Raw genomic sequence first — 25673 nt, 5'->3', positions numbered from 1 at the left:
CTGTACGAGATCAAAATTCAGTTTCGAGTTTTAGCCATGCAGTACGGCCGACTTCATTAACACGTTCAATCGTACCGTTTAAGTCCAAATTGCGGCGGCTAACGTGTTCAGCATAAGTTTTGTCGAGGAGGTTATCCACCCCGAAGCGTACCTTAGTCGTTTTGTTAAGGCTATAACGTCCGTAAGCATCAATCACGCCGTAACCTGCACTTTCGCCCACTTCGGTTGCACCGACCATTTGGGTGTCAATGCGGTCTTGCCCAGTGGCAAAACGTACCCGTGTGCCACCGCTCCATTTGCCTGCATTGTAGTCCAATTGCACTTTACCGTTGACGGGCGGGGTTTGCGCAATCGGGCGATCATCGGTGGTGTTGGTGCGCTTGACGTAAGCCACATCAGAGGCAAGGCGGAGTTTGTCGGTTAATTTGGTTTCTGCACCCAGTTCTGCACCGAGGATTTCAGCATCGACGTTGCGGTAGATTTGTGCACCGGTTTGTGCGCCCGTGGCTACTTTGTCCCGTAGGATGTAATCGTCTACTTTATCGGCGAAGATGGTGCCTGTCCAACGTACCTTGCCTTGTTGCTGGCTGACGCCGAGGTCAAGTTGGGTGTGTTTTTCGGGGTTGATATTGGGGTTGCCGACCCAACGATCCGGTGCGGTCATGCCCCATTTGCTGATGTAACGTTCGGTTTCATCGGCGGTACGCACGGTGCGGCTGACACCTGCAAACGCGGTGGTGGTTTCATTGAGAGCTTTGTCATAGCGTAGCAAGCCGCTGACATTGGTTTCTGCTTTGTCGGTTGCGCCATAGCCATAAACGGCGGTGTAGTTTTGGTTGGCTGTGCGCCCGCCTGCCACAACATTCGCTTTCGCAGCGCTAGCGTCTACTTGGTCAACCCGCATCCCGTACTTGAGTTTGTCGCCGGTGCTGAATTTGCGCGTGGCTTCGGCGAAAATGCCGGTTTGATCGGTGCTGGCTTCTGGCCACATGAGGTTGGTGGTGGGTGTGCCGGGGGCGGACATGTTTTTCATGGCGGCATTGCGTTCACGGTTTTGCACGTTCAGCCCGTAAGTGATGTCGGTGTCGCCAGTGCTGGAGGTGAGCGCCAGTTTGCCGCCAACGGTATCCGAAGTGGTGGGTACTGCCATTTTGGTGCCGGTTTGCGGGCGCAGGCTGTAATTGTCCATCAAATGATCAACATTGCTGGTGTAGACGTCGGCTTCAATATTGTTGATTTTGCCGTCAAGCTTGTCTTGGTATTTGAGGCGTTGGATGGAGCCGGATTCTTCGGGGCTATCCATGCTTGCGCCGGGGTACAGTGCATCAGAAAAGTCGTTGTTTTCGTAGCTGTATTCGAGCAAACGGTCTTCCGTTGGGGTAAGACCCAGCACGATACCGGCTTGTTTGTGTTGGTAAGAGGCGCGTACTTCGTTGCCATCGCCGTCTTCGTAATTGTCAGCTTCTCTGTCCTGTGTGAAAACACGCGCATAGCCTTGTTGGAAAGCTTTAGTGACATCGGCCGAGACATCGTGTTTCACGCCATTGCTCATGGTGGTGGCGGAGGCTTTGCCACTCCAGCCGTCTTCGGGGTCAAGAATGCTGCGGGTGTCGCGCTCGAATAGCACCGTGCCGCCACTACCGCCGGAACCGTGTTGCAAGGTTTGTACGCCTTTTTCGACTTTGACATTTTCATAGGTTTCCAGAGCTGCCCAACTGGCGGGCGGATCCATGCGATTGGGGCAACCGCCATGCACGTAAGCGCCGTCTAGCAACACATTGAGCTGGGTTTGGGATTGCCCGCGAATGATCGGCTCAATGCCGCGCCCACCAAAGCGACTGCCGGATACACCGTTCAATTGCTTGAGGAAATCGCCACCATCGGCAGGCAATACCGCGCTGCGTTCAGCGGATAGCGGGGTAGCAGCATTGGGGGAAGGAGCCTGTTTCTTGGCCTTGATGTCGATAGTCAAAGTGTCGGCGGCAAAGGGAGTGGCGCTCAAAATCAGTAAAGAGCTGAGCAGTGTCAAGCGGGCTAGGCTGGGTTGCATGGTTAAACCTTTCAAAATCTGTTACTTATGTAGTGGTATAGCAATTAGCGTACCAATTAATAAGCAATTGATTTACAATGTAATTATGTAGTTATTTGCTTATGAATCCGCGTGGAATTACACAACAACTGTGTGATTTCACGCTATCATTCGCGCCAACGTGTAACCGGATACCAATGCCTCATGATGCCTAACCGTACTGAACGCCCTGATACGAACCGCCGTGATTGGCACAACTTGAAATCGGTCTTGCCCTTTCTGTGGGAATACCGAGGGCGGGCGTTGTTTGCGCTTGCCTGTTTGATTGCCTCAAAAGTGGCGAATGTGGGTGTGCCGCTGTTCCTCAAGGATATTGTGGACAGCTTGCAAGGTAAGCCGGAGCAGGTGTTGGTATTGCCGGTGATATTGCTGCTGGGGTACGGGGCGTTGCGGTTGGCGAGTGCGCTGTTCAATGAATTGCGCGATACGGTGTTTGCGCGGGTGCGTTACCACGCGATGCGTAAGATGTCAGTGCGGGTGTTGGAACATTTGCATAATTTGTCGTTGCGCTTTCATCTCGAACGCAAAACCGGCGCGATCAGCCGCGATTTGGAGCGTGGCACGGCGTCGGTCAGTACCTTAATGAATTTCATGGTGTTTAGCATTATTCCGATTGCGGTGGAATTTACCTTGGTGGCGGTGATTTTGCTGGGGAATTATGCGCCTGCGTTTGCGTTGGTGACGTTTGCCACCGTGGCGGTGTACGTGATTTTTACCATCAAAATTACCGAGTGGCGCATGGATCATCGCCATGAAATGAACCGTTTGGATTCGCAATCCAGCAATCAGGCGGTGGACAGTTTGATCAACTACGAAACCGTGAAGTATTTCAATAACGAAAAGCTGGAGTTGGCACGCTACGACGCTACCTTAGGTCAGTGGGAGGACGTGGCGGTAAAAAGCCAAACCTCGATGTCATTGTTGAATTTCGGGCAGTCTTCGATTATTGCGATTGGTGTCACCATCATTATGTTTTTGGCGGCGAATAGCGTAGTGAACGGTACGATGAGTATTGGTGATTTGGTCATGGTGAATGCATTTATGCTGCAATTGTTTTTGCCGTTGGGGACGCTGGGGATTGTCTACCGGCAAGTGAAATACACGCTGGCAGACATGGACATGGTATTTCGTTTGCTGGAAACCCCGCAGGAGGTGCGTGATGTGCCAAACGCGAGCGCATTGCAGGTGACGCTGGGTGAAATCCGTTTTGAGCAAGTCGATTTCGGTTATCAGGCGGAACGCCAAATCTTGCGCGGGGTGAGTTTTCGTGTGCCTGCCGGAACAAAACTTGCGGTAGTGGGGCATAGCGGCGCGGGTAAATCTACTTTGTCACGCTTGATTTACCGTTTTTACGATATCACGGGCGGGAGGGTGCTGATTGATGGGCAAGATATTGCGCAAGTGACGCAAGCCAGTTTGCGCAAGGCGATTGGAATTGTGCCGCAAGATACCGTGCTGTTTAACGATACGATTCGTTACAACCTGCAATACGGCAACCCGCAAGCGACACAGGTGGAGATTGAACGCGCCGCTGACATGGCGCACATCCGCACTTTCATTGAGAGTTTGCCGGATGGTTGGGAAACCGTGGTGGGTGAACGTGGTTTGAAACTATCCGGTGGTGAAAAGCAGCGTGTGGCGATTGCGCGGGCGATTTTGAAACAGCCCCCGATTCTGATTTTCGATGAAGCGACTTCTTCGCTGGACAGTGCTACCGAGCAGGCGATTCAGCAAACCTTGCACGAAGTGGCGGGGCATCACACCACGTTGATGATTGCACACCGGCTTTCGACGATTGTGGATGCTGATCGGATTCTAGTGCTGGATAAAGGGCAAGTGGTGGAGCAGGGGACTCATGCTGAGTTGCTAGCACTGCATGGGCAGTACCAGCGAATGTGGGAATTACAATTGCATGAAAAGGATTAACCAGCCTCAACGGTAGGCGCGTAGTGCCAACAGGTTGTGCGGGGTAGGTTCTTCTTCACCCGCCTCTTTGATCGGTTTCAGGTTGCCAATTTCAGCAAGTTTGGTAACTTCGGCTTCTTGAATGGGGGAGGTGATGTCATTGGCTTCGTCGGTATTGGAGGCATCCAGCGGCTCTTGTACCAGCTTGATTAGGTTAGATTCGTCTTCGTGTTGGGGGGCTGGTGCATCGGTCGTGGGTTGTTTGCTTTCCAAACTAGCCGTTACGTGTTGTACGGCAACTTCCAGCGAGAACAACAGGTCACGGGCATTTTCCATGCCTTTGTGTAAATCGGTCGACATCTGTTCGGTCAGATCCAGCGTTTTGGCAATACGTTCCACGCGAATGTGGTCGATTTGCTCAAATTGCTGATGAATGCGGCGGCTTAGGTCGTTGCTTTGCTCTTCGCGGCGGCGCATGGTTTCAAGGTGCTTACGGCTTTCTTCCATACCAGAGGTTAGCTCGTGGCGTGCCAAGTCAGTGGTTTGGAACAAGGTGCTGAAGTGTTCACTGGCTTGCGATTCCAAGCCTTCCATTTCGGTGTTGAATTTCAAGAACACAGTATCAGCGTCTTGTTGGTAGCGTTGCATTTGTTCCAGTAAATGACTGGATTCTTTGAGCATGGTTTCCAAACGGTTGTGGACTTCGGCGGAAAGGCGGGCATTTTCTTGCTGATTTTGCGATTGTTCGTGGTGATGTTCTATCAGGCGGCGAGTAAAACCTTGCGCCATTTTTTCTTGTTCACGCAAGCGGGTCAGGCTGTCATCAACTTGGGTAAGCCCTTCGTGTAATTTGCTGCGGATACGTTTGACACTTTCCACAGAATCACCGAGTTGTTCATCCCAGTAAGTTTGTAAGTGTTGTAAACGATCGCCTAGTTGGCTGGATATATCACGGATTTCCTGTTCGGCAGTGGTTACCCGTTCGATGATCCGCTCTGCCTGTTCGGCACGTGCTTGGCTAGCTTCGTAGCTACGTGTGGTTTGTTCTACTTGGGATTTGAGTTTGCTTAACAGTGACTCTGCATCTTGTGCGCCATGCTGTGTGATTTCTAGCGCATCAGCCACACGCTTGCGATCCGCTTCAGCTTGTAGACGGATAACCCGAAGCTCTTGGGTTTCCTGGCTGGTAGTTTGTGGCAATAGCAGTAGCACTGCACCGATGGCAGCTAAGAGCGCAACCAAAATGATGATCCAGTCAATATAACCCAACATAAGCAAAAACCCTGTGTCTAAATCAATAATTTATTCTGTTTAGTATAGCTTTGGATGTCAAAATTGCCCGTGCAGTTCAACCCCCTGAAAAAAATTATAGTTCACTGTGTAAAGATAAATAACTCACTTGTGAACTATAAACATTTTTCATCTTGCATGATTTTACTACACTTGTCACGTATCGTTAGTCCCGTTAAGTGTTAGGCTTAGCCGGGTTTACTTACCAGTAAAAAAGTACGATGTAACCCCGATATAGCGTAAGCGGCTGATTCAGCATGATTACCGATACCCATGTATACGTCGAAACGGCCATTACCCTGAATAGCACGCCCATGATCTTGAGCGAAGAGTAGACGCCATTCGGTTTCCCCAGTACGTTGACCTTGTGCATTAACACGCGGTAGTTCTGCTAGCAATACCGACCCATGTGGAATATAGCGGCTATCCACTGCAATCGTATGCCAAGGGACTACTGATGCGCCTGATGCCGTTTTTGGTAAGCCTTTGGTTTCGTGAAAAAAGATGTAGCGCGGATTATGTAACAGCGCTTCACGCATGATCGTGGGGCGCTCATTTAACCAGCGTCCAATATTATCATGGGTAAAGCGACCAACATTGTATCCTTTGGCTTTCAAATAATCGGAAACAGATTGGAATGTTTTACCATTATTACCCGCATAGTCCAATGTACTGACTGTGCCATCAGTAAAATGGATCTGCGCTGAACCTTGCACTTGCGCAATGTATAGCAGATAAGGGTCATCTACCCAAGCGACTTCTAGATTTTTTGATGCTAATGCTCCCTGCGCAATCTGAGCGTGGCTTAGCTGGCTGCTTTTGCCTTTGGGCATACGGTAAACCGGCACATTAAAACGTGCGGTACGTGTGCGGCTGCCCACTAACGTAGGTGTGTAGTAGCCGGTAAAGTCACCGGCCTGTGGGTGTTTCTGTGAGGCAATGGGGATGAGATTAAAGCGTTGTTGTAGGGAGTTGGGTGATAAGTCACCTTGCCAATACAGGAGCTGTGCAACGGTATCTTGCAAGGTTTTATTGGCAATATTAACGCCTAAAGGCGCTTGACGCTCCCAAAGTTTTTTATTTCTAAGCAAGTTGGCTAAGTCACGCAAACCTGCTTGAACGGGGCTGTTGTTGTGAGTGATGGCTGGTGCAGAATACGTCGCTAATTGTATACGTGGTTGCATAAACCCCGTGCGACTAGGTGCAAACTCCCCACGTTGTGTCTGTGGCTGCGCCCAAGATTCCCAGATAGGCACGTCAGCCAATGACGGCGCATTAACGCTGATGAGCACGCTCATGAGAATAGTAGTCGCTAAACGACGTGGTTGCATATTGACACCCTTGATTATTGTTATGGTTATTTGGGTCAGAAGACTGTCAACATTATGGGACTAGTCAACAGGTGCGTGAAGGCGTGAACGGTAGATTCAGATGGGCGGGTGTTAAATGCTAGAATTAACTATGCTTATTAAGTATGATTAATTCCATAAGCTACGTATCAACGTAAACTTGATCAAAAAATAAAGATAAACAATGCTGGGGCTGGTGATGAGAAAACTATGGCGCAATAGACTCAAGTTATTGAGCATCTTGTTGATTACTTTGTGTAATATCACGGCAGTTCAGGCTGCTCCAGCGTATAACCCGAATGCAAGTCCTTCAGAGATAGTGGCAATCTTGGATGGGCCGGGCTTGTCAGTTAGCAATTTCTCCATCACACGTGGTGCTACGCAACAATACGGGGTGTTTACGCAGGGTGGCTCTGTATGGGCAATTGATGTTGGGGTTTTTTTGAATACAGGTAATTTGGGGAGTATCCAAGCGCCTAACAGTGGCTCAGCGTATTCTCACAATACCAAAGGGCAGTATCTTGACCCTGATTTGAGCAGAATCAGTGCTAAAGCCAAATATGACCCTGTTCTTATGGAGTTTGACATTAACCCTCAAGGGGATCGTGTTAACTTTGTCTTCGCATTTGGCTCAGATGAATATCCTGAATATGTGTGTAGCAGTTTCAATGACGCATTTGGCCTGTTTGTGTCAGGGCCGGGGTTGAATGGGGTTAGAAATGCAGCATTTGTGCCGGGTACTGGCGATGCCATTGCGGTGAATAATGTGAATGCAGGCAGTCCTGGCATAAATGCTGACGGTGCCGCTTGTAATTTGAATAATGCTACTTACTTTGTGAACAATGGGAATAGCAGTGCTGCGACACAATTAGATGGCTATACCCGCCCAATGACAGCCTCCTTAGAGGGGTTAATACCGGGTCAGACTTACCACGTTAAGTTGGCTTTGGCGGATGCGGGTGATCCGGCCTATGACTCAGGAGCTTTTTTCAAATGGTTAAGTAGTACGAAATCACAGCCAGTGGATCTTTCGTTAAACATATCCACAAATCAGGTTGCTCCTGCTTGGAACAGTGAAGTGGAAATCAGTTATACAGTTGAGAATACTTCGGCAAATGCGACGAGTTTGGTGCAGGTGGGGTTGGTATGGCCTGCTGGCCTTGTTTGGGTGGGTGATGATTCGGCGGGAAGTTATAATTTAGCAACGGGTATTTGGGATGCTAATGTGATTCCTGCCAATGCGTCCAAGACACTTAAAATACGTGCTCGTGTAGGTACTGCCAGCAATTATCGGCTCGATGGTGAAATTCACTTTGCGTTTAATCAAGACCCTGACTCGACACCGTTTAATCGCAGCAGCCACCCGCATGAAGATGATACTGCTGCGTTGATGCTATACCCTATTGATAAACCGGTTAATAGTGCACCAATGATTACGAGTTATGAGGGGGCAGCAAGTGCGAATATCAGTACACCCGAAAATCAGCAGGCAGTGACTACGATTACTGCGGAAGATGCCGATGGTGATGCTGTTACTTATCGTCTTGGAACGGAGGTCGATGAGCACTTATTTCAGATCAATACCAATAGTGGTAAATTGGCGTTCATCAAGCCTCCCGATTATGAAGATCCTAAGGATGCAAATCAGGATAATTTATATATTCTTACTGTGATTGCTACCGATGGAGTGAACGAAACCACGCAACTGCTGTTTGTTACCGTAACAAATGTGCTTGAGAATTCACCTCCGAAAATCGTTAGCGAGGCAGGGGAACCTGGTACTACTTTGAGCATGTTAGAAAATCTGCAAGTTGCTGCCACAATAACAGCAGAAGATGCAGATGGAGACCCTATTGCCTATAGCATTAGTGGTGGCTTAGATGCAGCTTTGTTTCAGATCAGTAATAGCGGAACGCTGAGTTTTACAACAGCGCCGGATTATGAAAGTCCACAAGATTCGAATAACGACAATGTCTATGTTGTTATTGTGACAGCTAACGATGGTTTTTATAGCGTTTCCCAGACGATGAATATTATGGTGCTAGATGTATTTGAGAATTTAGCACCATCGATTATCAGTTATTTAGGGGCTGACGCCGTAACCTTGCCAATACCAGAAAATAAAAAAGAGGCAGGCGTGGTGACGGCGATTGACCCTAACAGTGAAACCCTTTCCTACAGCATTAATAGTGGTGCAGATGCTGCACTATTTAATATCAATCCGACTACAGGAGCCTTGGACTTCGTGATTGCCCCTGATTACGAAAATCCCAAAGACAGTAATCGTGATAACAGTTATGTAGTCGAGGTTAACGCTAAGGATGCTGGTGGGTTAAGTGCAAGCCAAACCCTGACAATACAGGTGATGGATGTGGATGATATGCCCTTCGTCAATCTGAATGTGCGCGTATTTTTGCAGGGTGCTTACAATTCGTCGAGCAAGATGATGCGTAATGATTTACACCGCCAAGGATTAATACCTACTATGCAGCCCTATGGTGAGTTGAAAACGGCTTTCGGCTATGCGTCTTCTTCTGACATTGTGTCACCATTCGATTATAAGGGTAAGGAAATGGTTAGTGCTGCGGTGTTGGGTACTGATGGTGGTAATGCCCCTGTTGATTGGGTATTGGTGGAAGTACGTGATGCTTCTGATCCCGGTAAACGTATCGGAGTAGCGGCTGGGCTCTTACAGCGTGACGGCGATATTGTGGATGCCAAGACGGGTACGAATGTATTATCAATTTGGAATGTAATCGAAGATACCCCTTATTACGTTATGGTACGTCATCGTAATCATTTAGCTGTTATGACGGCAGCACCGTTAACACTGAGTCGCAGCCCTACCGTGGTGGATTTTACGCTGCCTACTACGCCGGTATATGGTGGATATAGCTCACGCTTAGAAAGTGGGGATATAGCCTTGATGTGGACGGGAGATGCTAACAATAGCAATACGATTATCGCTAATGGGCCGGGTAGTGATAGTAATGTGTTATTAGGTGCAGTTTTGGTTGCCCCAGAAAATACTAAAGTCAATGCAGGATTTCGGCTGCCTGGTTATTATTCCACTGACTTCAATATGGATGGTGCAACATTGTATGCTGGTCCGAACAATGACATCAACTTGATGTTAGGCAATATTTTGCTGTACCCCGGTAACGCCAGTGTTAGTGGTAATTACATCATTCGAGGTAACGCGCCTATCTGACGTTGGGGTTCAGGTTGCCAGCGGTAAGCGGCTTACACTATAGTAAGCCGTTAATAGATTACCCCGGCACTAACGGAGAAACCATGTCGCAGGCTGATTCCATCCATACCCTGTCCTTGAAGGGCATTCACGACGGGGTGCATACGGGCAAATTTTCTGTCATGGAAGCCACCGATGCGTATCTTGACCGCATCGAACGCTTCAACCCTGAATTAAATGCCTACATTACCGTCACCCGCGAGTCTGCCCAAGCGCAAGCCGTGGACATCGACAACCGTATCCGTAAGGGCGAACTGACCGGTGCAATGGCGGGTGTGCCGTATGCACTCAAAGATTTATTCTGTTCGGAAGGCGTGCGTACCACCTGCGCTTCCAACATGTTGTCGAATTTCATCTCGCCTTATGATGCGCATGTGGCGGAAAAGCTCAAAGCCGCAGGCGGTGTCTTGCTCGGCAAGAACAATATGGATGAGTTTGCGATGGGGTCTTCCAACGAAACCTCGGCGTTTGGGAATGTGCGTAATCCGTGGGATACCACCAAAGTACCGGGCGGTAGTTCGGGCGGTGGGGCAGCAACGATTGCGGCACGGCTTGCACCAATGACGTTGGGAACCGATACCGGCGGCTCGATTCGCCAACCGGCTTCCTTCTGCAATATCACTGGGATTAAACCGACTTACGGACGCATTTCGCGCTACGGCATGATTGCGTTTGCGTCCAGCCTTGATCAGTGTGGGCCGATGGCACCGTCGGCGGAAGATTGCGCGATTACGCTGAATGTTATTGCCGGTTTGGATAGCCGTGATTCCACCAGCGTCGATTTGCCGGTGCCGGATTACACCGCTAACCTTAATGATTCGATTGAAGGCTTGCGGATTGGCTTGCCGAAAGAATTCTTTGCAGAAGGGTTGGATGTGCAAGTCGGTGCCGTGATTGACCGTGCGATTAAGCAATTCCAAGCCAAGGGCGCGATTATTAAGGAAGTGACCCTGCCGAACAGCCACCTCGCCGTACCCGTGTATTACGTGGTTGCCCCGGCGGAATGTTCCTCGAATCTGTCGCGTTTTGATGGGGTACGTTTCGGGCATCGTTGTGAGAATCCCAAAGATTTGCTGGATTTGTATGAGCGCAGCCGCTGGGAAGGTTTCGGTGATGAGGTGAAACGCCGCATTATGATCGGTACTTACGCCCTGTCCGCCGGGTATTACGATGCCTATTATCTGAAAGCTCAGCAGGTTCGTCGGCTGATCAAACAGGATTTTGAAGCTGCATTCAAGGATGTGGATGTGATCATGGGGCCGTCTTGCCCGACCACCGCATTCGGTATTGGCGCGAAAAAAGATGACCCGATTGCGATGTATCTTGAAGATTTGTACACCATTCCGGTCAGCTTGGCTGGGTTGCCAGGGATGACGTTCCCGATTGGTTTTGCTACGGACGGTTTGCCCGTGGGGATGCAATTGGTCGGTAATTATTTTGAGGAAGCGCGGATGTTGAACATTGCGCATCAGTACCAACAATGGACGGACTGGCACACGCAAGTGCCAGCCCAGTTCGCATAAGGAAGGAAGCAGAATGGAATGGGAAACCGTTATTGGTCTGGAAATTCACGCCCAGCTTGCCACCAATTCAAAGATATTTTCGGGCTCATCGACAGCTTACGGCGCAGAACCGAACACGCAAGCCAATCTGGTCGATTTGGGGATGCCCGGTGTTTTGCCGGTACTCAACAAAAAAGCAGTGGAATTGGCGATTCGCTTAGGTTTGGCGATTGATGCTGACATTGCACCGCGTTCGATTTTCGCACGTAAAAACTACTTTTACCCGGATTCGCCTAAAGGCTACCAAATCAGCCAGTACGAGCTGCCGATAGTTGCTAATGGTCACATGGACATTCAATTGGAAAACGGCGACACCAAGCGCATTGGCATTACTCGCGCCCATTTGGAAGAAGATGCAGGCAAATCACTGCACGAAGATTTCCAAGGACAAACCGGCATTGATTTGAACCGTGCCGGTACGCCGTTGCTGGAAATCGTTTCTGAGCCGGATATGCGTAACGCCAAAGAAGCGGTGGCTTACATGAAAAAGTTGCACGCGCTGGTACGTTACCTCGGCGTGGGCGATGGCAATATGCAGGAAGGCTCGTTCCGCTGCGATGCCAACGTGTCGGTACGTCGTCCCGGTGCAGAATTCGGGACTCGTGCCGAGATTAAGAACTTGAACTCGTTTAAGTTTATTGAACGCGCCATTAACCACGAAGTGGAGCGCCAGATCGACATTATCGAATCCGGCGGCAAAGTGGTGCAGGAAACGCGCTTGTACGACCCGGACAAGGACGAAACCCGTTCGATGCGCAGCAAGGAAGATGCTAACGACTACCGTTACTTCCCCGATCCCGATTTGTTGCCCGTGGAGATCACCCCAGCGGATATTGAAGCGGTACGGGCTACCTTGCCGGAATTGCCGGATGCGAAAAAACAACGTTTCATGGTGGAATACGCGCTGAGCGCTTACGATGCCAGCTTGCTGACACTCAGCCGTGAAGTGGCGGATTATTTCGAGGCAGTGGCGCAAGGTTGCGGGGATGCGAAACTTGCGGCGAACTGGGTGAACGGTGAAGTCAGTAAAACCTTGGCAGACAACGAGATGGAGATTGCTGCCATTCCAGTGAGCAGTGCGGCACTGGTCGAATTGCTCAAGCGCATTCAAGACAATACCGTGTCCAACAAAATTGCCCGCGATGTGTTTGCGGCGATGTGGAACGGCGAAGGCTCTGCTGATGCGATTATCGACAAGAAAGGCTTGAAGCAGATTACCGATACCAGCGCGATTGAGGCAGTGATTGACGAGATCATTGCCAAAAATCCGGGGCAGGTGGCGGAATACCGCAGTGGTAAAGACAAGCTGTTCGGCTTTTTTGTGGGGCAGGCGATGAAGGCTTCCAAAGGCAAAGCCAACCCTAACACCTTGAATGATATTCTGAAGCAGAAGCTGGAGGGCTGAGCATGGCAATTTCGGAAGCTGAAGTGAAAAAAGTGGCACGTTTGGCGCGTCTGGCAGTGCCGGATGAGCGTTTGGCGGCGTATACCCAAAATCTGTGTAATATCCTCGATTTAGTCGATCAGTTGAGCGCAGTGGATACCACAGGTGTGGAGCCAATGGCGCACCCACTGGAGATGATGCAACGCCTACGTGAAGACGTGGTGACGGAAACCGATCATCGGGAAAAGTATCAGGCGGTCGCGCCGGAAGTGGAAGACGGCTTGTATCTAGTACCAAAGGTTATCGAATGAGTGATTACAACCCCTACGAGCCACCTAAGGCGGATTTAAAGCCTTCTCCTGAGCCGGTTAGTCAGTTAGTACTATTGCCTGAGCCGCGTTCTTTACCGCTAAGTGCGGGTATCACGTTTTGGTCAGCAAGCTGGAGTATGGTCAACAGTAACTTGGGGATGTGGGTACTCATCACGGTGTTGTTATTCGCGTTGCAAGTGGTTTTAGGCTTTGCTATTTCACAAACCCTGTTGTGGGGTGGTTATCTGTTAGTTTTGATGGTTGCTTCGATTCTTTCAACCGTATTAACGGGTGGTATTTTGATCGGTGCGCGAGCAGTAGCAGACGGGCAGCCTTTGCAAATTGAGCATTTGTTTGCAGGGTTTGGGCGTAGCCTGAAGCCATTGGCTTTCTTGGGTGTAGTGAGTTTCGGGCTTTCTCAGTTGGTTGAATACCTAGTGAAGGCGGTGATCGGCATTGATATGGATGGCCTTGCGAATGGTACTGTCTTACCGACGGAAATACTCAGTGGGATAGCACCAGAACAGATTGCCTTAGTGGTGATTTTGTACTTATTGGTGATTATGCTGTCGTGGTTTACAGCGCCGTTAGTGGTTCTGAATGATGTGCCGGTACTACAGGCGTTTGTGTTGAGCTTTAAAGGTTGCTTACGTAACCCGTTAGCCTTGATTGTGTATGCATTGGTGTTGATGCTACTGCTTGTACTTGGGGCGATTCCCTTAATGTTGGGGTTATTGGTGGTGATTCCGTGGTGGTTTGCTAGCATGTATGTTTCTTATCGACAGATTTTCTTAACTTAACTACCCTGAATTAATGTGCTTATCATGGTAAAGAAACCCGCAATTAGCGGGTTTTTTGCCCTCAATGCAATCAATTTATTTTATTAAGGATGGGTAAAGTTGTTCTGGCTTATTAATAGGCGGCAATTATTCAAATTAAAATGCTGCTTACACGAGGGGCTTAGGACATGCGCATTCGAGCGTGGGGAACACTTTTTGCACTTGCAGTTGCTATTGGCACATCAGGGTGCAGCCAAACTATCCATACGGCTAAAGACGATGACAGTGATGATTTACTGTTTGGGTATAATAAATCCACTGTAGCTAAAAAAAATACCAAGATCCAAAAAGCTCAAGGTTCACAAGGTGGTCGCAAACAAGCGGCAACTCAACGTCAGACTTATGCTGCGGTTAATGAGGTTTCTGAGTCAGGAATGCCACGATTGTCCAGTAACGAGTTACTGTTGATTGCGGATCGTATTTTTAAAAATGAAAGCGGTGGTGATCCTGATAAGTTAGTGCATTGGAATGATGGGGAGAACTTTGCCTCGATGGGGCTAGGGCATTTTACCTGGTATCCCGCTGGTCGTGCTGCGCGTTTTGGCAATACGTTCCCGGACTTGCTTGGGCATTTGCAATCGAATGGGGTGCAGTTACCCGTATGGGTACAGCAAGCCCGTTACCAAGGTGCACCGTGGCGTACCAAGGCTGAGTTGATGCAGGCTAAGCACACCGGGCAAGTACGTGAGTTACAAGACTTGTTGTACCAGACTCGCTTATTGCAAGCTGCCTATATTGTGGAACGTACGCGCCGTGCCATGCCTAAGTTGGTGAATGCTGCGCCTGCACATTCACGTGCTCGTGTTGCCCAAAACTTGAATGCCATTGCCAATACCCCCGGTGGTTGGTACGTGCTGGTGGATTACGTTAACTTTAAAGGTGAAGGGTTGAATACCTCCGGTGGTTATAAAGGTCAAAACTGGGGGCTGTTGCAAGTCTTGGAAGACATGCAGCCTAGCCAGCCGGGACAGCAGTCATTGCACTTGTTCGCAGATGCTGCTAATCGTGTGCTAGCGCGTCGTGTGCGTAATTCGCCGCCTGCACGTAATGAAGCACGTTGGTTAGCGGGTTGGTCAAATCGGATTAATACCTACCGTTACCCGAACGTTTAATACCCTTGGTTAGCGCTCGTCGGGTAATCTGACACGACGAGTGAAATTACATTATAGTCCCATTAAATAAATAAAAATAAGAGGGATTAATTGATGAAAGCAAAAGCCGTTATGGCATTGGCAGCTATTGCCAGCATTGGCTTGTCTGCGTGTAGCCCTAGTTCTCAGGCGATCAGAAGTTCTGGTAATGGCGCAATGTCGCAGGGGAATGGAGTAGGATCTACACAAAATACCTTCACCATGAATAATCCGGCAGCACAAAGTACCTCGTATTATAGTTCTCAAAATCTTCAGCGTCCTCGCCAATACACGGGCAATGACATGCCGGAATTGTCTTCGGTTGAGTTGCAGGTGATTGGCGACCAGATTTTTAAAAATGAAGGTGGCGGGGATATTAGTAAGCTCGTGCATTGGAATGATGGTGAAGATTTCGCCTCCATGGGGATCGGGCATTTCACTTGGTATCCGGCGGGGCGTAATGCCCGTTTTGGCAGCACTTTTCCTGAGTTGTTAAGTTATATGCAGTCGCGTGGTGTACAAGTACCCGCTTGGTTGCCGCGTGAAGGTTCACCTTGGCGTAGCAAAGGGGAGTTGATGCAGGCTAAAAACACGCCACAAGTGCAAGAGCTACAACATTTTCTTTACCAGACCCGTTTATTACAAGTGCAATTCATTGTGGATCGCACTCGCCGTGCGATGCCCAAACTAGTCAACAATACCCCGGATCAGCTTCGCCCGCACGTGATCAATAATTTGAATGCAGTGGCGAATACGCCGGGTGGTTGGTATGCACTGATCGACTACACTAACTTCAAAGGTGAAGGGTTGAGCCGCAGTGGTGGTTATAACGGTCAAAACTGGGGGCTGTTGCAGGTTTTGGAAGACATGCGCCCTTCACGCCCCGGTGAACAGGCGTTACATGAGTTTGCGGATGCAGCAATGCGGGTATTGGAACGCAGGGTGCGTAACTCACCGCCTGCCAATAACGAGCGTCGTTGGTTGGCAGGGTGGTCTAGCCGTGTGAATACCTATCGCCGTTTGCTGGTCTAGTCCAGAAATGCATTCACGACATCACTGAACTCGGCTGGTGTCTGCACATGTGGCAGATGCCCCGCTGCTGCAATGGTGGTTAATGCCGCCAGCGGGAATACTTGCTGGATACCTTCTATATCGGTGTCTTGCACATAATCCGATTGAGCGCCACGCACAAACAATGCAGGCTTAGGGAATACGCCAGCAGGTGTTGGGAAACCCGAAATTTTTAAATAATGTTGCGTAATTTCCGGCAGGTTACATTGCCAATAGAATCTCCCCTCTGCATTGCGCCCCAAGTTTTTCAGTAAGAAACCCCGCTCGAAAGGGTGCTTAACGGTAGCGCTTAACCATTCATCCGCTTGTTTGCGGCTCGTTAGGGTTGCCAGTGGCATGGCTGACATGGCTTGTAACAACGCTTGATGGCGTGGCGGATACATTTTGGGGGCAATATCGACGACCAGTAAACGCTGAATCCGCTCAGGGTGTTGTAAGGCCAGTGCCATGGCTACTTTGCCCCCCATAGAATGCCCCATTAAGTCACAGTGCGGAATAGCCAGTGTGTCTAAGACTTCCACAATATCCGCCACCATTTGCCGATAAGACATGCCCGCAACGTGGGGTGAATCACCGTGATTGCGCAGGTCAACGGCCAATACGGTGCGTTTGCCTGCTTGTCCCTTGGCAAATGTTTGCCAGTTATCCAGCGAACCCAATAAGCCGTGTAGCACTAACAAGGGTGGGCTGCTGTCTAATGTTCCAAATAGCCGGTAATTCAGCACGCGAAGTTACGTCCCATCGTGGCAATATCTTCCAATATAGTCGTGCGAGCCTCTGGCGTTAGCGAGGGTACATTGTAGTAAATACTGTGGCGTACATCTTTGATACCACAGAAGGCTAAGGTACCGTCCGTGACTGGGCGGTAGATTAGATGTTCTGCGTCCGTTTGGCGAAAATAGTCTTCTGTGCCACCCGCTGTGATCAGAACCAAGGCGCGTTGGTGTTTCAGCAAGCCTTTCACGCCTTCCTGTGAATATTCAAAGGCCGTGCCATTGGTTAATACGTGATCAAACCAGCCTTTCAGAATAGCGGGGCGGTCAAACCACCACAGGGGGTAAATGAAGACTAAGCCATCCGCCCATAACAAATCTTGTTGCTCGCGACTGATTTTGTCGGGGATAACGCCCGTTTGCAGTACAGCTAAGTCAGTAGCACGTAATACGGGGTCGAAATCTTCTGCATATAAGTCTTTGATTCGTACTTCATGACCGCCTTCCAGCAAGCCTTTACGACAAGAATCCAGCATGGCATGGTTAAAGCTGCTGGGATTAGGGTGAGCGTAAACAATCAGAACGCGCATGAGTTTTCCACTTGTAAAATTAGGAATCGGTTAATGTAAGGTATCATTCGTTGGCATCGCTGACTTGAATAATAACTCAGTGTCGATGGCATCCAGTGTATAATTGGCATTACAGAATTCACAAATGATCTCAATTTTTCCCTGTTCTTCGAGAATGGTTTCTGCTTCTGTCTGACCGATGGAGCGCAGCATGGTTTCTACGCGCTCGCGGCTACAGCTACACTGAAAGCGGATATCTTTGGCATCAAATAGGCGTACATCTTCTTCATGGAACAGACGGTAAAGCAGCTCTTCAGGTTCAAGATGTGCTAATTCTTCAGCCGTCAGGGTATCCAGTAATAGAGAAGCGCGTTGCCAATCGTCTTCGTTGTGTTGGGCGTGGGGGAGACGTTGCAATAAAATTCCAGCGCTTACGGTATCGCTTGACAGTAGCCATAAGCGTGTTGGCAATTGTTCGGAACGGGCAAAATAGGCTTCTAATGCAGCGCTTAGCGATTCACCTTCTACCGGAATTAGGCTTTGGTAACGTTCATTGCTTTGGTTCGATTCCAGTGTAATGGCAAGTTGCGCCTCGCCAAAGAGGGCGGGTAGGCTCGTGCCATCGGCTTCACGACTCCATTGTGCCAGCCCACGTACCGTGCCGTGTGCAGTGGCTTGAATGACCAGTAAATGGATGGGGCCATTTCCCCGAATCTGCAAGGTGAGTGACCCGTCATGCTTAATGGTAGCTGCTAGCAAGACTGCGGCGGTTAGTGCTTCACCTAGAATGGTTTTTACAAAAGTGGGGTAAGTTGCCCGTGACAAAACGTCTCGCCAAGTTTGGTCGAGGTGTAACCACTCACCACGAACATGTGCCTGTTCTAGCATAAAACGTCTTAATGTATCTGCTGACATATTTTCTATTAACCTCACGCGGTGAGAATTGCTTTCTAAATGCGGCTTAATCTGCTAAAAAGCACCCATTTTAGCCGGAACGTGAACTTATCACACAAGTCGGCTTGCCCAAAGTAGCGGCGGTTGTTACATTTAGCGAATTATTTTGGGGCTGCCCAGAGGTTAGCCTGTTCGCGGAAAAACGACAGTCACACAGGACGTGTTCAAGTACTCCCTTTTTTAGCTTTAAGCCGGATTGATTAGATTATGTTCAGAGCCTTATCAGGTTTGTTTTCCAATGATATTTCCATTGACTTGGGCACAGCCAATACCCTGATTTATATGCGTGGCAAGGGCATCGTACTGGATGAACCTTCTGTTGTCGCTATTCGTCAAGATCGTGGGCCGGGTGGCCCTAAGTCCATTGAGGCGGTGGGAACGGAAGCCAAGAAAATGTTGGGGCGCACCCCAGAGAATATTACCGCGATCCGCCCGATGAAAGACGGCGTTATTGCCGATTTCACCTACACCGAAAAGATGTTGCAACATTTTATTCGTAAAGTGGATGCTGGTCGTATTTTGCGCCCAAGCCCACGGGTGGTAATTTGTGTGCCGTGTGGAGCAACGCAAGTTGAGCGCCGTGCGATTAAAGATTCTGCACTAGGGGCTGGTGCTCGCAAAGTTTACCTGATTGAGGAACCCATGGCGGCAGCCATCGGTGCAGGCATTCCGGTGGATGAGGCGATTGGTTCCATGGTGCTGGACATTGGTGGTGGTACTTCCGAAGTGGCGATCATGTCATTGCGCGGGATTGTGTACTCGGCTTCGGTACGTATTGGGGGTGACCGTTTGGATGACGCAATCATCAGCTATGTGCGCCGTAATTACGGGATGTTGATTGGTGAAGCCACCGCTGAGCGCATTAAGTGCGAAATTGGTTCTGCTTACCCCGGTAAAGAATTGCTGGAAATTGAAGTCAAGGGGCGTAACCTGTCTGAAGGTGTGCCACGCAGCTTCACCTTGACGAGTAATGAAATTCTTGAAGCTTTGCAAGAACCCCTGTTCGGTATCGTCAGTGCGGTGAAAACAGCGTTGGAGCAAACGCCACCAGAATTGGCTGCTGACGTTGCAGATCGTGGGATTGTGCTGACGGGTGGTGGTGCTTTGTTACGTGACCTTGACCGTTTGTTGATGGAGGAAACAGGTATTCCGGTTGTTATTGCTGATGATCCATTGACTTGCGTGGCCCGTGGTGGCGGCAAGATTCTGGAAATCATGGAAGAAGAAGGCGTTAACTTCCTCGCTACCGACTGATGATCAAGCTGTATGACAAACAGCAGCGGAGGCGATTATTAACGACACAAACTATCATGCTACGCCGGGCTTTTCTTTTCGGTTCATGGTATTGATCTTAGGGGCATTGGTGTTGATGGCCGTGGATAATCGTAATCCTGCGGCATTAGCGCCCGTGCGCACGTTTGCGACTATGATGGCTTACCCGCTGCTGTATGGCGTTGACTTTCCGCAGCGTGCTTATCAACGTTCTAGTGGTTTTTTTTCCGCGCAACGTCAATTATCAGAGGAAAATATCAGCCTTAAGCAGCAAGTGCAGGTGTTTTCTGCGCAACAGCAAGACCTGAATAGGGTATTGGCTGAGAACCAGCGTCTACGCACTATGTTGAATGCTGCTCCCCGCGATACTTATACTTTTTTGATGGCAGAAATCTTTAAGGTTGCTCAAGACCCTGTACGGGGGTTGGTTACTCTGAATAAGGGAAGCCGTGATGGTGTGAAGGAAAGCCAAGTTGTCCTCGATGGTAATAAAATTTATGGACAGGTGGTGAATGTTACCCCCTTTGACTCCAGCGTTATGCAACTTATCGACCGTGAACATTCTATTCCAGTACAAAATCAGCGTACCGGTGAACGTGGCTTGGCAAATGGTCATGGGCGAGGAATGCCTTTGGAAATCAAAAACTTGCCTGCAAGCAGCACCGTCAAGGAAGGTGATGTGTTTGTGTCATCTGGTTTGGGTGGTTTGTTCCCTGCCGGTTATGAGGTGGCGAAAGTACTGCCCAAAGGGGTGGAATTTAAGCAAGGTGATTTGTTTGCAACGGTGTGGGCTATGCCATTGGTTGATTATGAAGCAGTGCGAGAGGTTTTGTTAGTGCGAGGCAAGGCCAGTGACGAAACTGTGCAGCCAGCAGGGGGGAATTAGATGCCCGTTAATGACCCACGATTTCCTGGTGCGGTATTGCTGACGCTTATTCTAGCGATAGTGTTGTCAATCATTCCCTTAGGGGAGTCTGTGGCTTTTTGGCGACCAGAATGGGTGGCATTAACGTTAGTACACTGGGCACTGATTATTCGTGATCGCATCAGTCTGGTGATGGTGTTTGCTATTGGCCTAATAGTTGATGCTTTATACGGCTCTTTGCTGGGGCAACATGCTTTAGGTTATGTGTTAGTGACTTATTTGGCTGTGCGTCTCAGTTTGAGGATGACACCGGAAGCCTTTTTACAACAGTTGGCGCTCTTGTTCGCTATTTTAGGTGTGTATATGTTGGTGAACCTGTGGATGCTGCGGGTAATCAGCAGCGGTGGTGCTCTGGGTTGGATTTACTGGGCCTCATTGCTGAGCAGCATTGTTATCTGGCCGGTTTATCACTCCCTGTTGGGGTATTTCCATGTGCAGCGTAAAGCCCTTTAATCAACGCCTGCTCTAGGTAAATTGTCACTGTGTTGGGTGTTTTGTTACTGTGGTAGTCATAACGCCAAGCCGTGACTAAGAGGAATTCACATGATGTCTACAAATGCCTGCCAGGAATTGCCCTGTGCGGTTGCCGCTATGCCGGATGTTGCCAAGCAACCCCTTGCAGGTGCTAAAGGAACGCTCAACTGGGTAGGAATGAGCCAGATTGAGTTGCCCGTTTTTTTACGTAGTGCCAAAGGCGATCGGGTGCAAACGTTGGCGCGGGTGCAAGCTTACGTCAATCTCATCGACCCGAATAGCAAGGGTATCCACATGTCGCGCTTGTACGTGGCACTCGATACCATCCTCGGCATGAATGATCTGACCCCTGAGGTTTTACGCGGAACCATTACGCAATTTGTCGATACTCACGGTGGCTTAAGTGATGCCGCTTATCTGGAATGCCGGTTTGACTATTTCGAGCGCCGTAATTCCTTGTTGAGCGATAACAGCGGGTGGAAGAATTACCCCGTTAAAGTAGCGGCTACCTTGCGTCATGGGCAGATTGATACCGAAGTCAGTGTGGAAGTGCCTTATTCTTCTACTTGCCCGTGTTCGGCGGCATTAGCGCGGCAGTTAATTCAGGAAGGTTTCCGCGAAACGTTCGGCGATGCTTCAGTAGTGGATGCAAACACCGTTTTCGACTGGTTAGGAACAACCAATGGGATTCGGGCGACCCCGCACAGCCAGCGTAGCATTGCACAAGTGCGGGTAAAATTGGCAGAAAAAGTGCGCACACTGCCCATTACCAGCCTGATCGACCAGGTGGAAGAGGCGCTCAAGACCCCGGTACAAGCTACGGTAAAACGCGAAGATGAACAAGAATTTGCGCGTTTGAATGCGGCAAATCTGATGTTCTGTGAAGACGCGGCACGTCGCTTGAAAAATGCCCTGAACGACGATATTTCGGTGCGCGATTTCTGGTTGCGTGTCAATCACATGGAAAGCTTGCACGCTCATGATGCCGTAGCGGTTGTCGTTAAAGGTGTGGAAGGGGGCTACCGTGACGATCCACGTGAATACGTCCACCCGACCTGATAGCTGGATGGAACACGTGGTGTTGGTCGATCAGCATAATGCGGTGCTGGGGACTCTGCCGAAAAGCCAAGTGCATACGCTGGAAACCCCGCTGCATCGGGGATTTTCGGTGTTTATTTTTAATCGGGAAGGTGAGTTGTTGCTGCAACAGCGCAGTTTCAACAAATTGACATGGCCCGGTTTCTGGTCAAATTCCTGTTGTGGGCATCCCGCCTTAAGCGAATCGGTCGCAGAGGCGATTCAGCGGCGTGTAGCGCTGGAGTTGGGGATGCAGGTGTATGATTTGCACGAAGCCTTACCCAATTTCCAGTACCGTTGTGAATACGGTGGTGTGGTTGAGAATGAAATCTGCCCGGTATGGTTGGCGCGTACCCGCGATGAACCCATGCCTAACCGGTTAGAAGTAGCCGCCACTCGCTGGATTCCATGGAAAGATTTCAAGCAAGTGTTGGCGGCTGACGCTGCCGGGCGTTATTCGCCCTGGTGCAAGTTAGAAACCACGCTGTTGGATGCGGTGGTAGAGACGCAAAATTTTGTGTCTCTACGCTGACAGGTCGCGATCTAATTCTGCCAGGCGTTCGGGTGTGCCGATATCCCGCCAGTCGCCGTCAAAGTATTCCCCACTGACTTGTGCGTTTTGCATTGCTTGGCGTAATAAGGGTGCGAGTGGGTGTTTGCCTTGAGGCAATCCGGCGAACAGTTCAGGGCGGTAATAGCCAATGCCACTGAAGGTGTAACGGGGTTCGTCGCTGCTGCTAATACGCCCTTGCTTTAGTGCAAAATCCCCTTGTGGGTGGTGTGCCGGGTTGGGAACCAGCACCAGATGCGCCAGATCGTGTTCCGCCAAGTGGAAGGGATGGCACGGGTAATCGCACCACACATCACCATTCACTACCAAAAATGGCTCATTACCCAGCAAGGGTAGTGCTTTGATAATGCCGCCAGCGGTTTCCAGTGCACCCTCTTGCTGCTCGTCAGAATAGTGTAAGTTGACGTTCCAACGTGAACCATCACCTAGGGTGGCGGGGATTTTCCAGCCCAACCACGCTAGGTTGATCACTATGTCGCGAAAACCCGCACGGCTGAGTTTTTCGATGTGCCACACGATCAACGGTTTGCCGCCAGCGGGCAGCAACGGTTTGGGGGTATGGTCGGTCAAGGGGCGCATCCGTGTGCCGTGCCCGGCGGCGAGAATCATGGCTTTCATGGTAGGCATCAATCAGGAATGTGGACAGTGCCGATGCGTTCAGGAATGCCTGCGCGGCGCATCCATTCGATCAGTTCACTGGTTTCCGGGTAACGTGAGCCTACATGCAGCACATAACTTAGTACCAGTGGCAAGTCGTTAAGGTAGCCCGGTTTGCCGTCACGGTGATTGAGGCGGGCAAAAATCCCCAGCACTTTGAGGTGGCGTTGCAGCCCCATCAGGTCAAACCATTGCTGGTAGGTTTGTTGGTCAACGGGAGGCAGGATACCGGCAGCAATGGCTTCTTTGCGGTAACAATCGACCCACCATTCCACCATTGATTGTGGCCAGACAATGTAGCAATCGCGTAACAAGGAAACTAAGTCGTAGGTCGTAGGCCCCAGTAGTGCATCTTGATAATCAATAATGCCGGGATTGTTGTCGGGCGTCACCATCAGGTTGCGGCTGTGGTAATCGCGGTGTACAAAGGCGACGGGTTGACCGATGGCTGCTTCAATCAGGTCTTCAAAAGTTTGCTGAATTAGTTCGTGTGGAATTTCTTCTTCAGTGAAGCCTAAATGCGTTTTCAGGAACCATTCAGGCATCAGCTCCATTTCACGGCGCAAGATACGTTCATTATAAACGGGCAGGTGGTCACAGTCGGCTTGCTGGAGTTGCAAAAGGGCGTGCAGGGCATCGGCATACAAGTCTTTAACCGTTTCTGGTGTCAGTTGGCTGAGGTAGCTGGTATTGCCTAAATCTTCCAATAGCAGAAAACCATCCAGCAAATTTTGCGCTAATAATTGCGGCGCATGGACGCCCGTAGCACTCAGTAAGTGGGTGACTTCCACAAACGGGCGGATGTCTTCTTTATCGGGAGGGGCATCCATGCAAATGGCTGCGCCTTCCGCCCCACGGGCACGAAAATAGCGGCGGAAACTGGCATCGGCTGAGGCGGGTTCCAGTACGGCGTGTTCCCACTGGGGTAGGCTGTTGACCCACTGAGTTAATTGTTCAAGACGTGTATCCTGTGTCATAAACCTCGGCGTTTCCTGTCTCGTTGGTAGGCTATTAAAGAGTGTATCCTAACATGCTAGGCTTTCTGTAAATTGAATAATAAAGTGGCAAATTATGATGAATCATGCTGAAGATTTGTGGCCTTCTGCGGCGTATTACCAGCAAGTAGAGCAATTGCGTGGCTTGATTGGGCAGCCGTTGTATGTGGTGGAAATTGACTCGACTGAAATCAATGCCGGTGTGAGTTTCACGGGTAAGCCTTTTGTATTGCTGGCGATTGTGGATTTTCCCCGACCTGACCCGTATCGGCAATTATGCCCACATTTATTGGTGCTGGATGATGGGCGTGGGGTGAATTTAGGGCGGGTGGCGCGTATCAGTCGTGAGCGTGCATTCGCACCCGCAGCGGAGGATATTGTGTTTAGCAATCAGGAGTTTGTGGAAAACGTATTGTTTGCGCCGCGCAAATTGAGCCGTGCATTGGTGGCGGCAACGTCGCGGCTGGCGTTGGGGGAGATGCTGGGGAAACAGCCTGATACGCTGCTGGAGAAAATGTAGAGTGAACATCCAGCTCACAGCAAATTCGGTTGTAAAAATGAGGATGCGTCAATCAGATAGCATTGACAGCAATGCAGGCAATAACTACATTAAACTGTATTGTTGAACGGAGATAAAGTGTTATGGCTACGTTAAGTATTCGCAGTTTGCCTGATGATATTCATGCCGCTTTACGTGTCCGCGCTGCTTTGCGGGGGCGCAGTATGGAGGCGGAAGCCCGCCAAATCTTGATCCAAGTGTGTAAGCCGCCACCGAAATCGGCCGATTTTGCACAACTACAGCAATGGGTCGATCAGATGTACGGCGATAAAAAACCCACCCAAGTCGTCGATACGTTGATAGCTGAACGCCGTGCGGAGGCAATGCACGAATGATTGTCCTCGACGCTTCTGCGCTATTGGCGTTTATGTTCAAGGAAACGGGGCATGAAATCGTCGCGGGTTATTTGGATGATTGCTGCATTTCCAGTGTTAATTTGCTGGAGGTCGCGTCCCGTTTCAGCCGTGATGGTTTGCCTGTCGCCCCTGTGTTGCAATTAATCAGTAGCTTGGGGATAGCCATCATCCCATTTGAGGAAACCCATATTTTACCCGTGGCAATGTTGGCAACAGTGGGTAAGGAATACGGCTTGTCGCAAGCTGACCGCATTTGCCTTGGGCTGGGTCTGTTTCTGGATTTGCCCGTATTGACAGCGGATAAGGTTTGGCAGGATGTGGGGCTGGGTATGGAGGTTGTTGTATTCCGCTGATGATGGGATACAGGAGCC

General features: G+C 49.8%; 24 protein-coding genes. 16 read left to right on the top strand and 8 right to left on the bottom strand.

Going from position 1 to position 25673, the window contains the following annotated elements; all coding sequences use genetic code 11:
• Nucleotides 1-10: 10 nt before the first annotated feature.
• A complete protein-coding gene (locus BLV87_RS08585; RefSeq protein WP_093067477.1) occupies nt 11-2050 on the bottom strand; it encodes a TonB-dependent copper receptor in 2040 nt (679 codons plus the stop codon).
• A 183-nt stretch (nt 2051-2233) separates the two neighbouring features.
• Here BLV87_RS08585 and BLV87_RS08580 point away from each other — a divergent pair, with 183 nt between their 5' ends.
• On the top strand, nt 2234-4015 hold the full coding sequence (locus BLV87_RS08580; RefSeq protein WP_342719370.1) for an ABCB family ABC transporter ATP-binding protein/permease: 1782 nt from the start codon (nt 2234-2236) through the stop codon (nt 4013-4015).
• Between the two features lie 6 nt (nt 4016-4021).
• On the opposite strand, the gene BLV87_RS08575 is transcribed toward BLV87_RS08580, so the two are convergent.
• Together BLV87_RS08575 and BLV87_RS08570 are read right to left on the bottom strand one after the other, a co-directional pair.
• On the bottom strand, nt 4022-5266 hold the full coding sequence (locus tag BLV87_RS08575) for a coiled-coil domain-containing protein (RefSeq protein WP_093067475.1): 1245 nt from the start codon (nt 5264-5266) through the stop codon (nt 4022-4024).
• A 206-nt stretch (nt 5267-5472) separates the two neighbouring features.
• Complete coding sequence (locus BLV87_RS08570) at nt 5473-6615, bottom strand: MltA domain-containing protein (RefSeq protein ID WP_093067472.1); 1143 nt, start codon at nt 6613-6615, stop codon at nt 5473-5475.
• Nucleotides 6616-6817: 202 nt separating this feature from the next.
• On the opposite strand from BLV87_RS08570, the gene BLV87_RS08565 reads away from it, so the two are divergent.
• The 7 genes from BLV87_RS08565 (at nt 6818) to BLV87_RS08535 (ending at nt 16141) form a co-directional block, all read left to right on the top strand.
• Entirely contained in the window at nt 6818-9844 is a 3027-nt protein-coding gene (locus BLV87_RS08565) for a choice-of-anchor L domain-containing protein (protein WP_093067470.1), read from the top strand.
• Nucleotides 9845-9927: 83 nt separating this feature from the next.
• Nucleotides 9928-11406 (top strand): Asp-tRNA(Asn)/Glu-tRNA(Gln) amidotransferase subunit GatA, encoded by a 1479-nt coding sequence (gene gatA, locus BLV87_RS08560; protein WP_093067467.1) that lies wholly within the window; start codon nt 9928-9930, stop codon nt 11404-11406.
• Between the two features lie 13 nt (nt 11407-11419).
• Entirely contained in the window at nt 11420-12850 is a 1431-nt protein-coding gene (gene gatB, locus BLV87_RS08555; protein WP_093067465.1) for an Asp-tRNA(Asn)/Glu-tRNA(Gln) amidotransferase subunit GatB, read from the top strand.
• 2 nt (nt 12851-12852) lie between these two features.
• Nucleotides 12853-13140, top strand: a complete 288-nt coding sequence (gene gatC / locus BLV87_RS08550; protein WP_093067462.1) for an Asp-tRNA(Asn)/Glu-tRNA(Gln) amidotransferase subunit GatC — start codon at nt 12853-12855, stop codon at nt 13138-13140.
• The gene (locus BLV87_RS08545; RefSeq protein WP_139282145.1) at nt 13137-13940 is read left to right on the top strand and encodes a BPSS1780 family membrane protein; all 804 of its coding nucleotides are present in this window, start codon (nt 13137-13139) and stop codon (nt 13938-13940) included. Before gatC ends, BLV87_RS08545 begins: the two co-directional genes overlap by 4 nt.
• 167 nt (nt 13941-14107) lie before the next feature.
• Nucleotides 14108-15091, top strand: coding sequence for a hypothetical protein (locus tag BLV87_RS08540; protein WP_093067457.1), 984 nt, complete (start codon nt 14108-14110; stop codon nt 15089-15091).
• A 93-nt stretch (nt 15092-15184) separates the two neighbouring features.
• Nucleotides 15185-16141 carry a hypothetical protein gene (locus BLV87_RS08535; protein ID WP_093067454.1) on the top strand — a complete coding sequence of 319 codons (957 nt, stop codon included), beginning with the start codon at nt 15185-15187 and terminating at the stop codon, nt 16139-16141.
• Here the strand turns inward: BLV87_RS08535 and BLV87_RS08530 are convergent.
• The 3 genes from BLV87_RS08530 to hslO are packed head-to-tail and all read right to left on the bottom strand — an operon-like array spanning nt 16138 to nt 18377.
• The gene (locus tag BLV87_RS08530) at nt 16138-16905 is read right to left on the bottom strand and encodes an alpha/beta fold hydrolase (RefSeq protein ID WP_093067451.1); all 768 of its coding nucleotides are present in this window, start codon (nt 16903-16905) and stop codon (nt 16138-16140) included. The genes BLV87_RS08535 and BLV87_RS08530 overlap by 4 nt on opposite strands.
• Nucleotides 16899-17483, bottom strand: coding sequence for an NAD(P)H-dependent oxidoreductase (locus BLV87_RS08525; RefSeq protein WP_093067449.1), 585 nt, complete (start codon nt 17481-17483; stop codon nt 16899-16901). Before BLV87_RS08525 ends, BLV87_RS08530 begins: the two co-directional genes overlap by 7 nt.
• Nucleotides 17484-17513: 30 nt before the next feature.
• Complete coding sequence (gene hslO / locus BLV87_RS08520) at nt 17514-18377, bottom strand: Hsp33 family molecular chaperone HslO (protein ID WP_093067446.1); 864 nt, start codon at nt 18375-18377, stop codon at nt 17514-17516.
• A gap of 246 nt (nt 18378-18623) precedes the next feature.
• Here hslO and BLV87_RS08515 point away from each other — a divergent pair, with 246 nt between their 5' ends.
• From BLV87_RS08515 to idi, 5 genes are all read left to right on the top strand, one after another.
• A complete protein-coding gene (locus tag BLV87_RS08515; RefSeq protein ID WP_028489619.1) occupies nt 18624-19670 on the top strand; it encodes a rod shape-determining protein in 1047 nt (348 codons plus the stop codon).
• Between the two features lie 34 nt (nt 19671-19704).
• A complete protein-coding gene (mreC, locus tag BLV87_RS08510) occupies nt 19705-20574 on the top strand; it encodes a rod shape-determining protein MreC (protein WP_342719377.1) in 870 nt (289 codons plus the stop codon).
• Nucleotides 20575-21066, top strand: a complete 492-nt coding sequence (mreD, locus tag BLV87_RS08505; protein WP_093067441.1) for a rod shape-determining protein MreD — start codon at nt 20575-20577, stop codon at nt 21064-21066.
• Nucleotides 21067-21156: 90 nt separating this feature from the next.
• Nucleotides 21157-22146: a GTP cyclohydrolase FolE2 gene (folE2, locus tag BLV87_RS08500; protein WP_175517890.1), complete on the top strand. Its 990-nt coding sequence runs from the start codon at nt 21157-21159 to the stop codon at nt 22144-22146.
• Nucleotides 22112-22696, top strand: a complete 585-nt coding sequence (gene idi, locus BLV87_RS08495; RefSeq protein ID WP_139282144.1) for an isopentenyl-diphosphate Delta-isomerase — start codon at nt 22112-22114, stop codon at nt 22694-22696. Before folE2 ends, idi begins: the two co-directional genes overlap by 35 nt.
• Here the strand turns inward: idi and murU are convergent.
• Both murU and BLV87_RS08485 read right to left on the bottom strand, forming a co-directional pair.
• Nucleotides 22688-23353, bottom strand: a complete 666-nt coding sequence (gene murU / locus BLV87_RS08490) for an N-acetylmuramate alpha-1-phosphate uridylyltransferase MurU (RefSeq protein ID WP_093067432.1) — start codon at nt 23351-23353, stop codon at nt 22688-22690. The two genes, idi and murU, sit on opposite strands and share 9 nt — an antisense overlap.
• 8 nt (nt 23354-23361) lie before the next feature.
• Nucleotides 23362-24369, bottom strand: a complete 1008-nt coding sequence (locus BLV87_RS08485; protein WP_093067430.1) for an aminoglycoside phosphotransferase family protein — start codon at nt 24367-24369, stop codon at nt 23362-23364.
• A 94-nt stretch (nt 24370-24463) separates the two neighbouring features.
• Between BLV87_RS08485 and BLV87_RS08480 the strand changes: the two genes are divergently transcribed.
• The 3 genes from BLV87_RS08480 to BLV87_RS08470 all read left to right on the top strand — a co-directional run bounded on the left by BLV87_RS08480 (nt 24464) and on the right by BLV87_RS08470 (nt 25655).
• Complete coding sequence (locus BLV87_RS08480) at nt 24464-24907, top strand: hypothetical protein (RefSeq protein WP_245706963.1); 444 nt, start codon at nt 24464-24466, stop codon at nt 24905-24907.
• Nucleotides 24908-25029: 122 nt separating this feature from the next.
• Complete coding sequence (locus tag BLV87_RS19325) at nt 25030-25281, top strand: FitA-like ribbon-helix-helix domain-containing protein (protein WP_175517889.1); 252 nt, start codon at nt 25030-25032, stop codon at nt 25279-25281.
• Nucleotides 25278-25655 (top strand): type II toxin-antitoxin system VapC family toxin, encoded by a 378-nt coding sequence (locus BLV87_RS08470; protein WP_093067428.1) that lies wholly within the window; start codon nt 25278-25280, stop codon nt 25653-25655. The genes BLV87_RS19325 and BLV87_RS08470 overlap by 4 nt, the downstream gene beginning before the upstream one ends.
• The last annotated feature ends 18 nt before the right edge of the window (nt 25656-25673 follow it).

It is taken from the genome of Thiothrix caldifontis (genome assembly GCF_900107695.1).
In the GTDB taxonomy this organism is placed as follows: Bacteria; Pseudomonadota; Gammaproteobacteria; order Thiotrichales; family Thiotrichaceae; genus Thiothrix; species Thiothrix caldifontis.
Note: the sequence above shows the minus strand (reverse complement) of the source record. Positions and strands in the feature narration are given on the sequence as shown.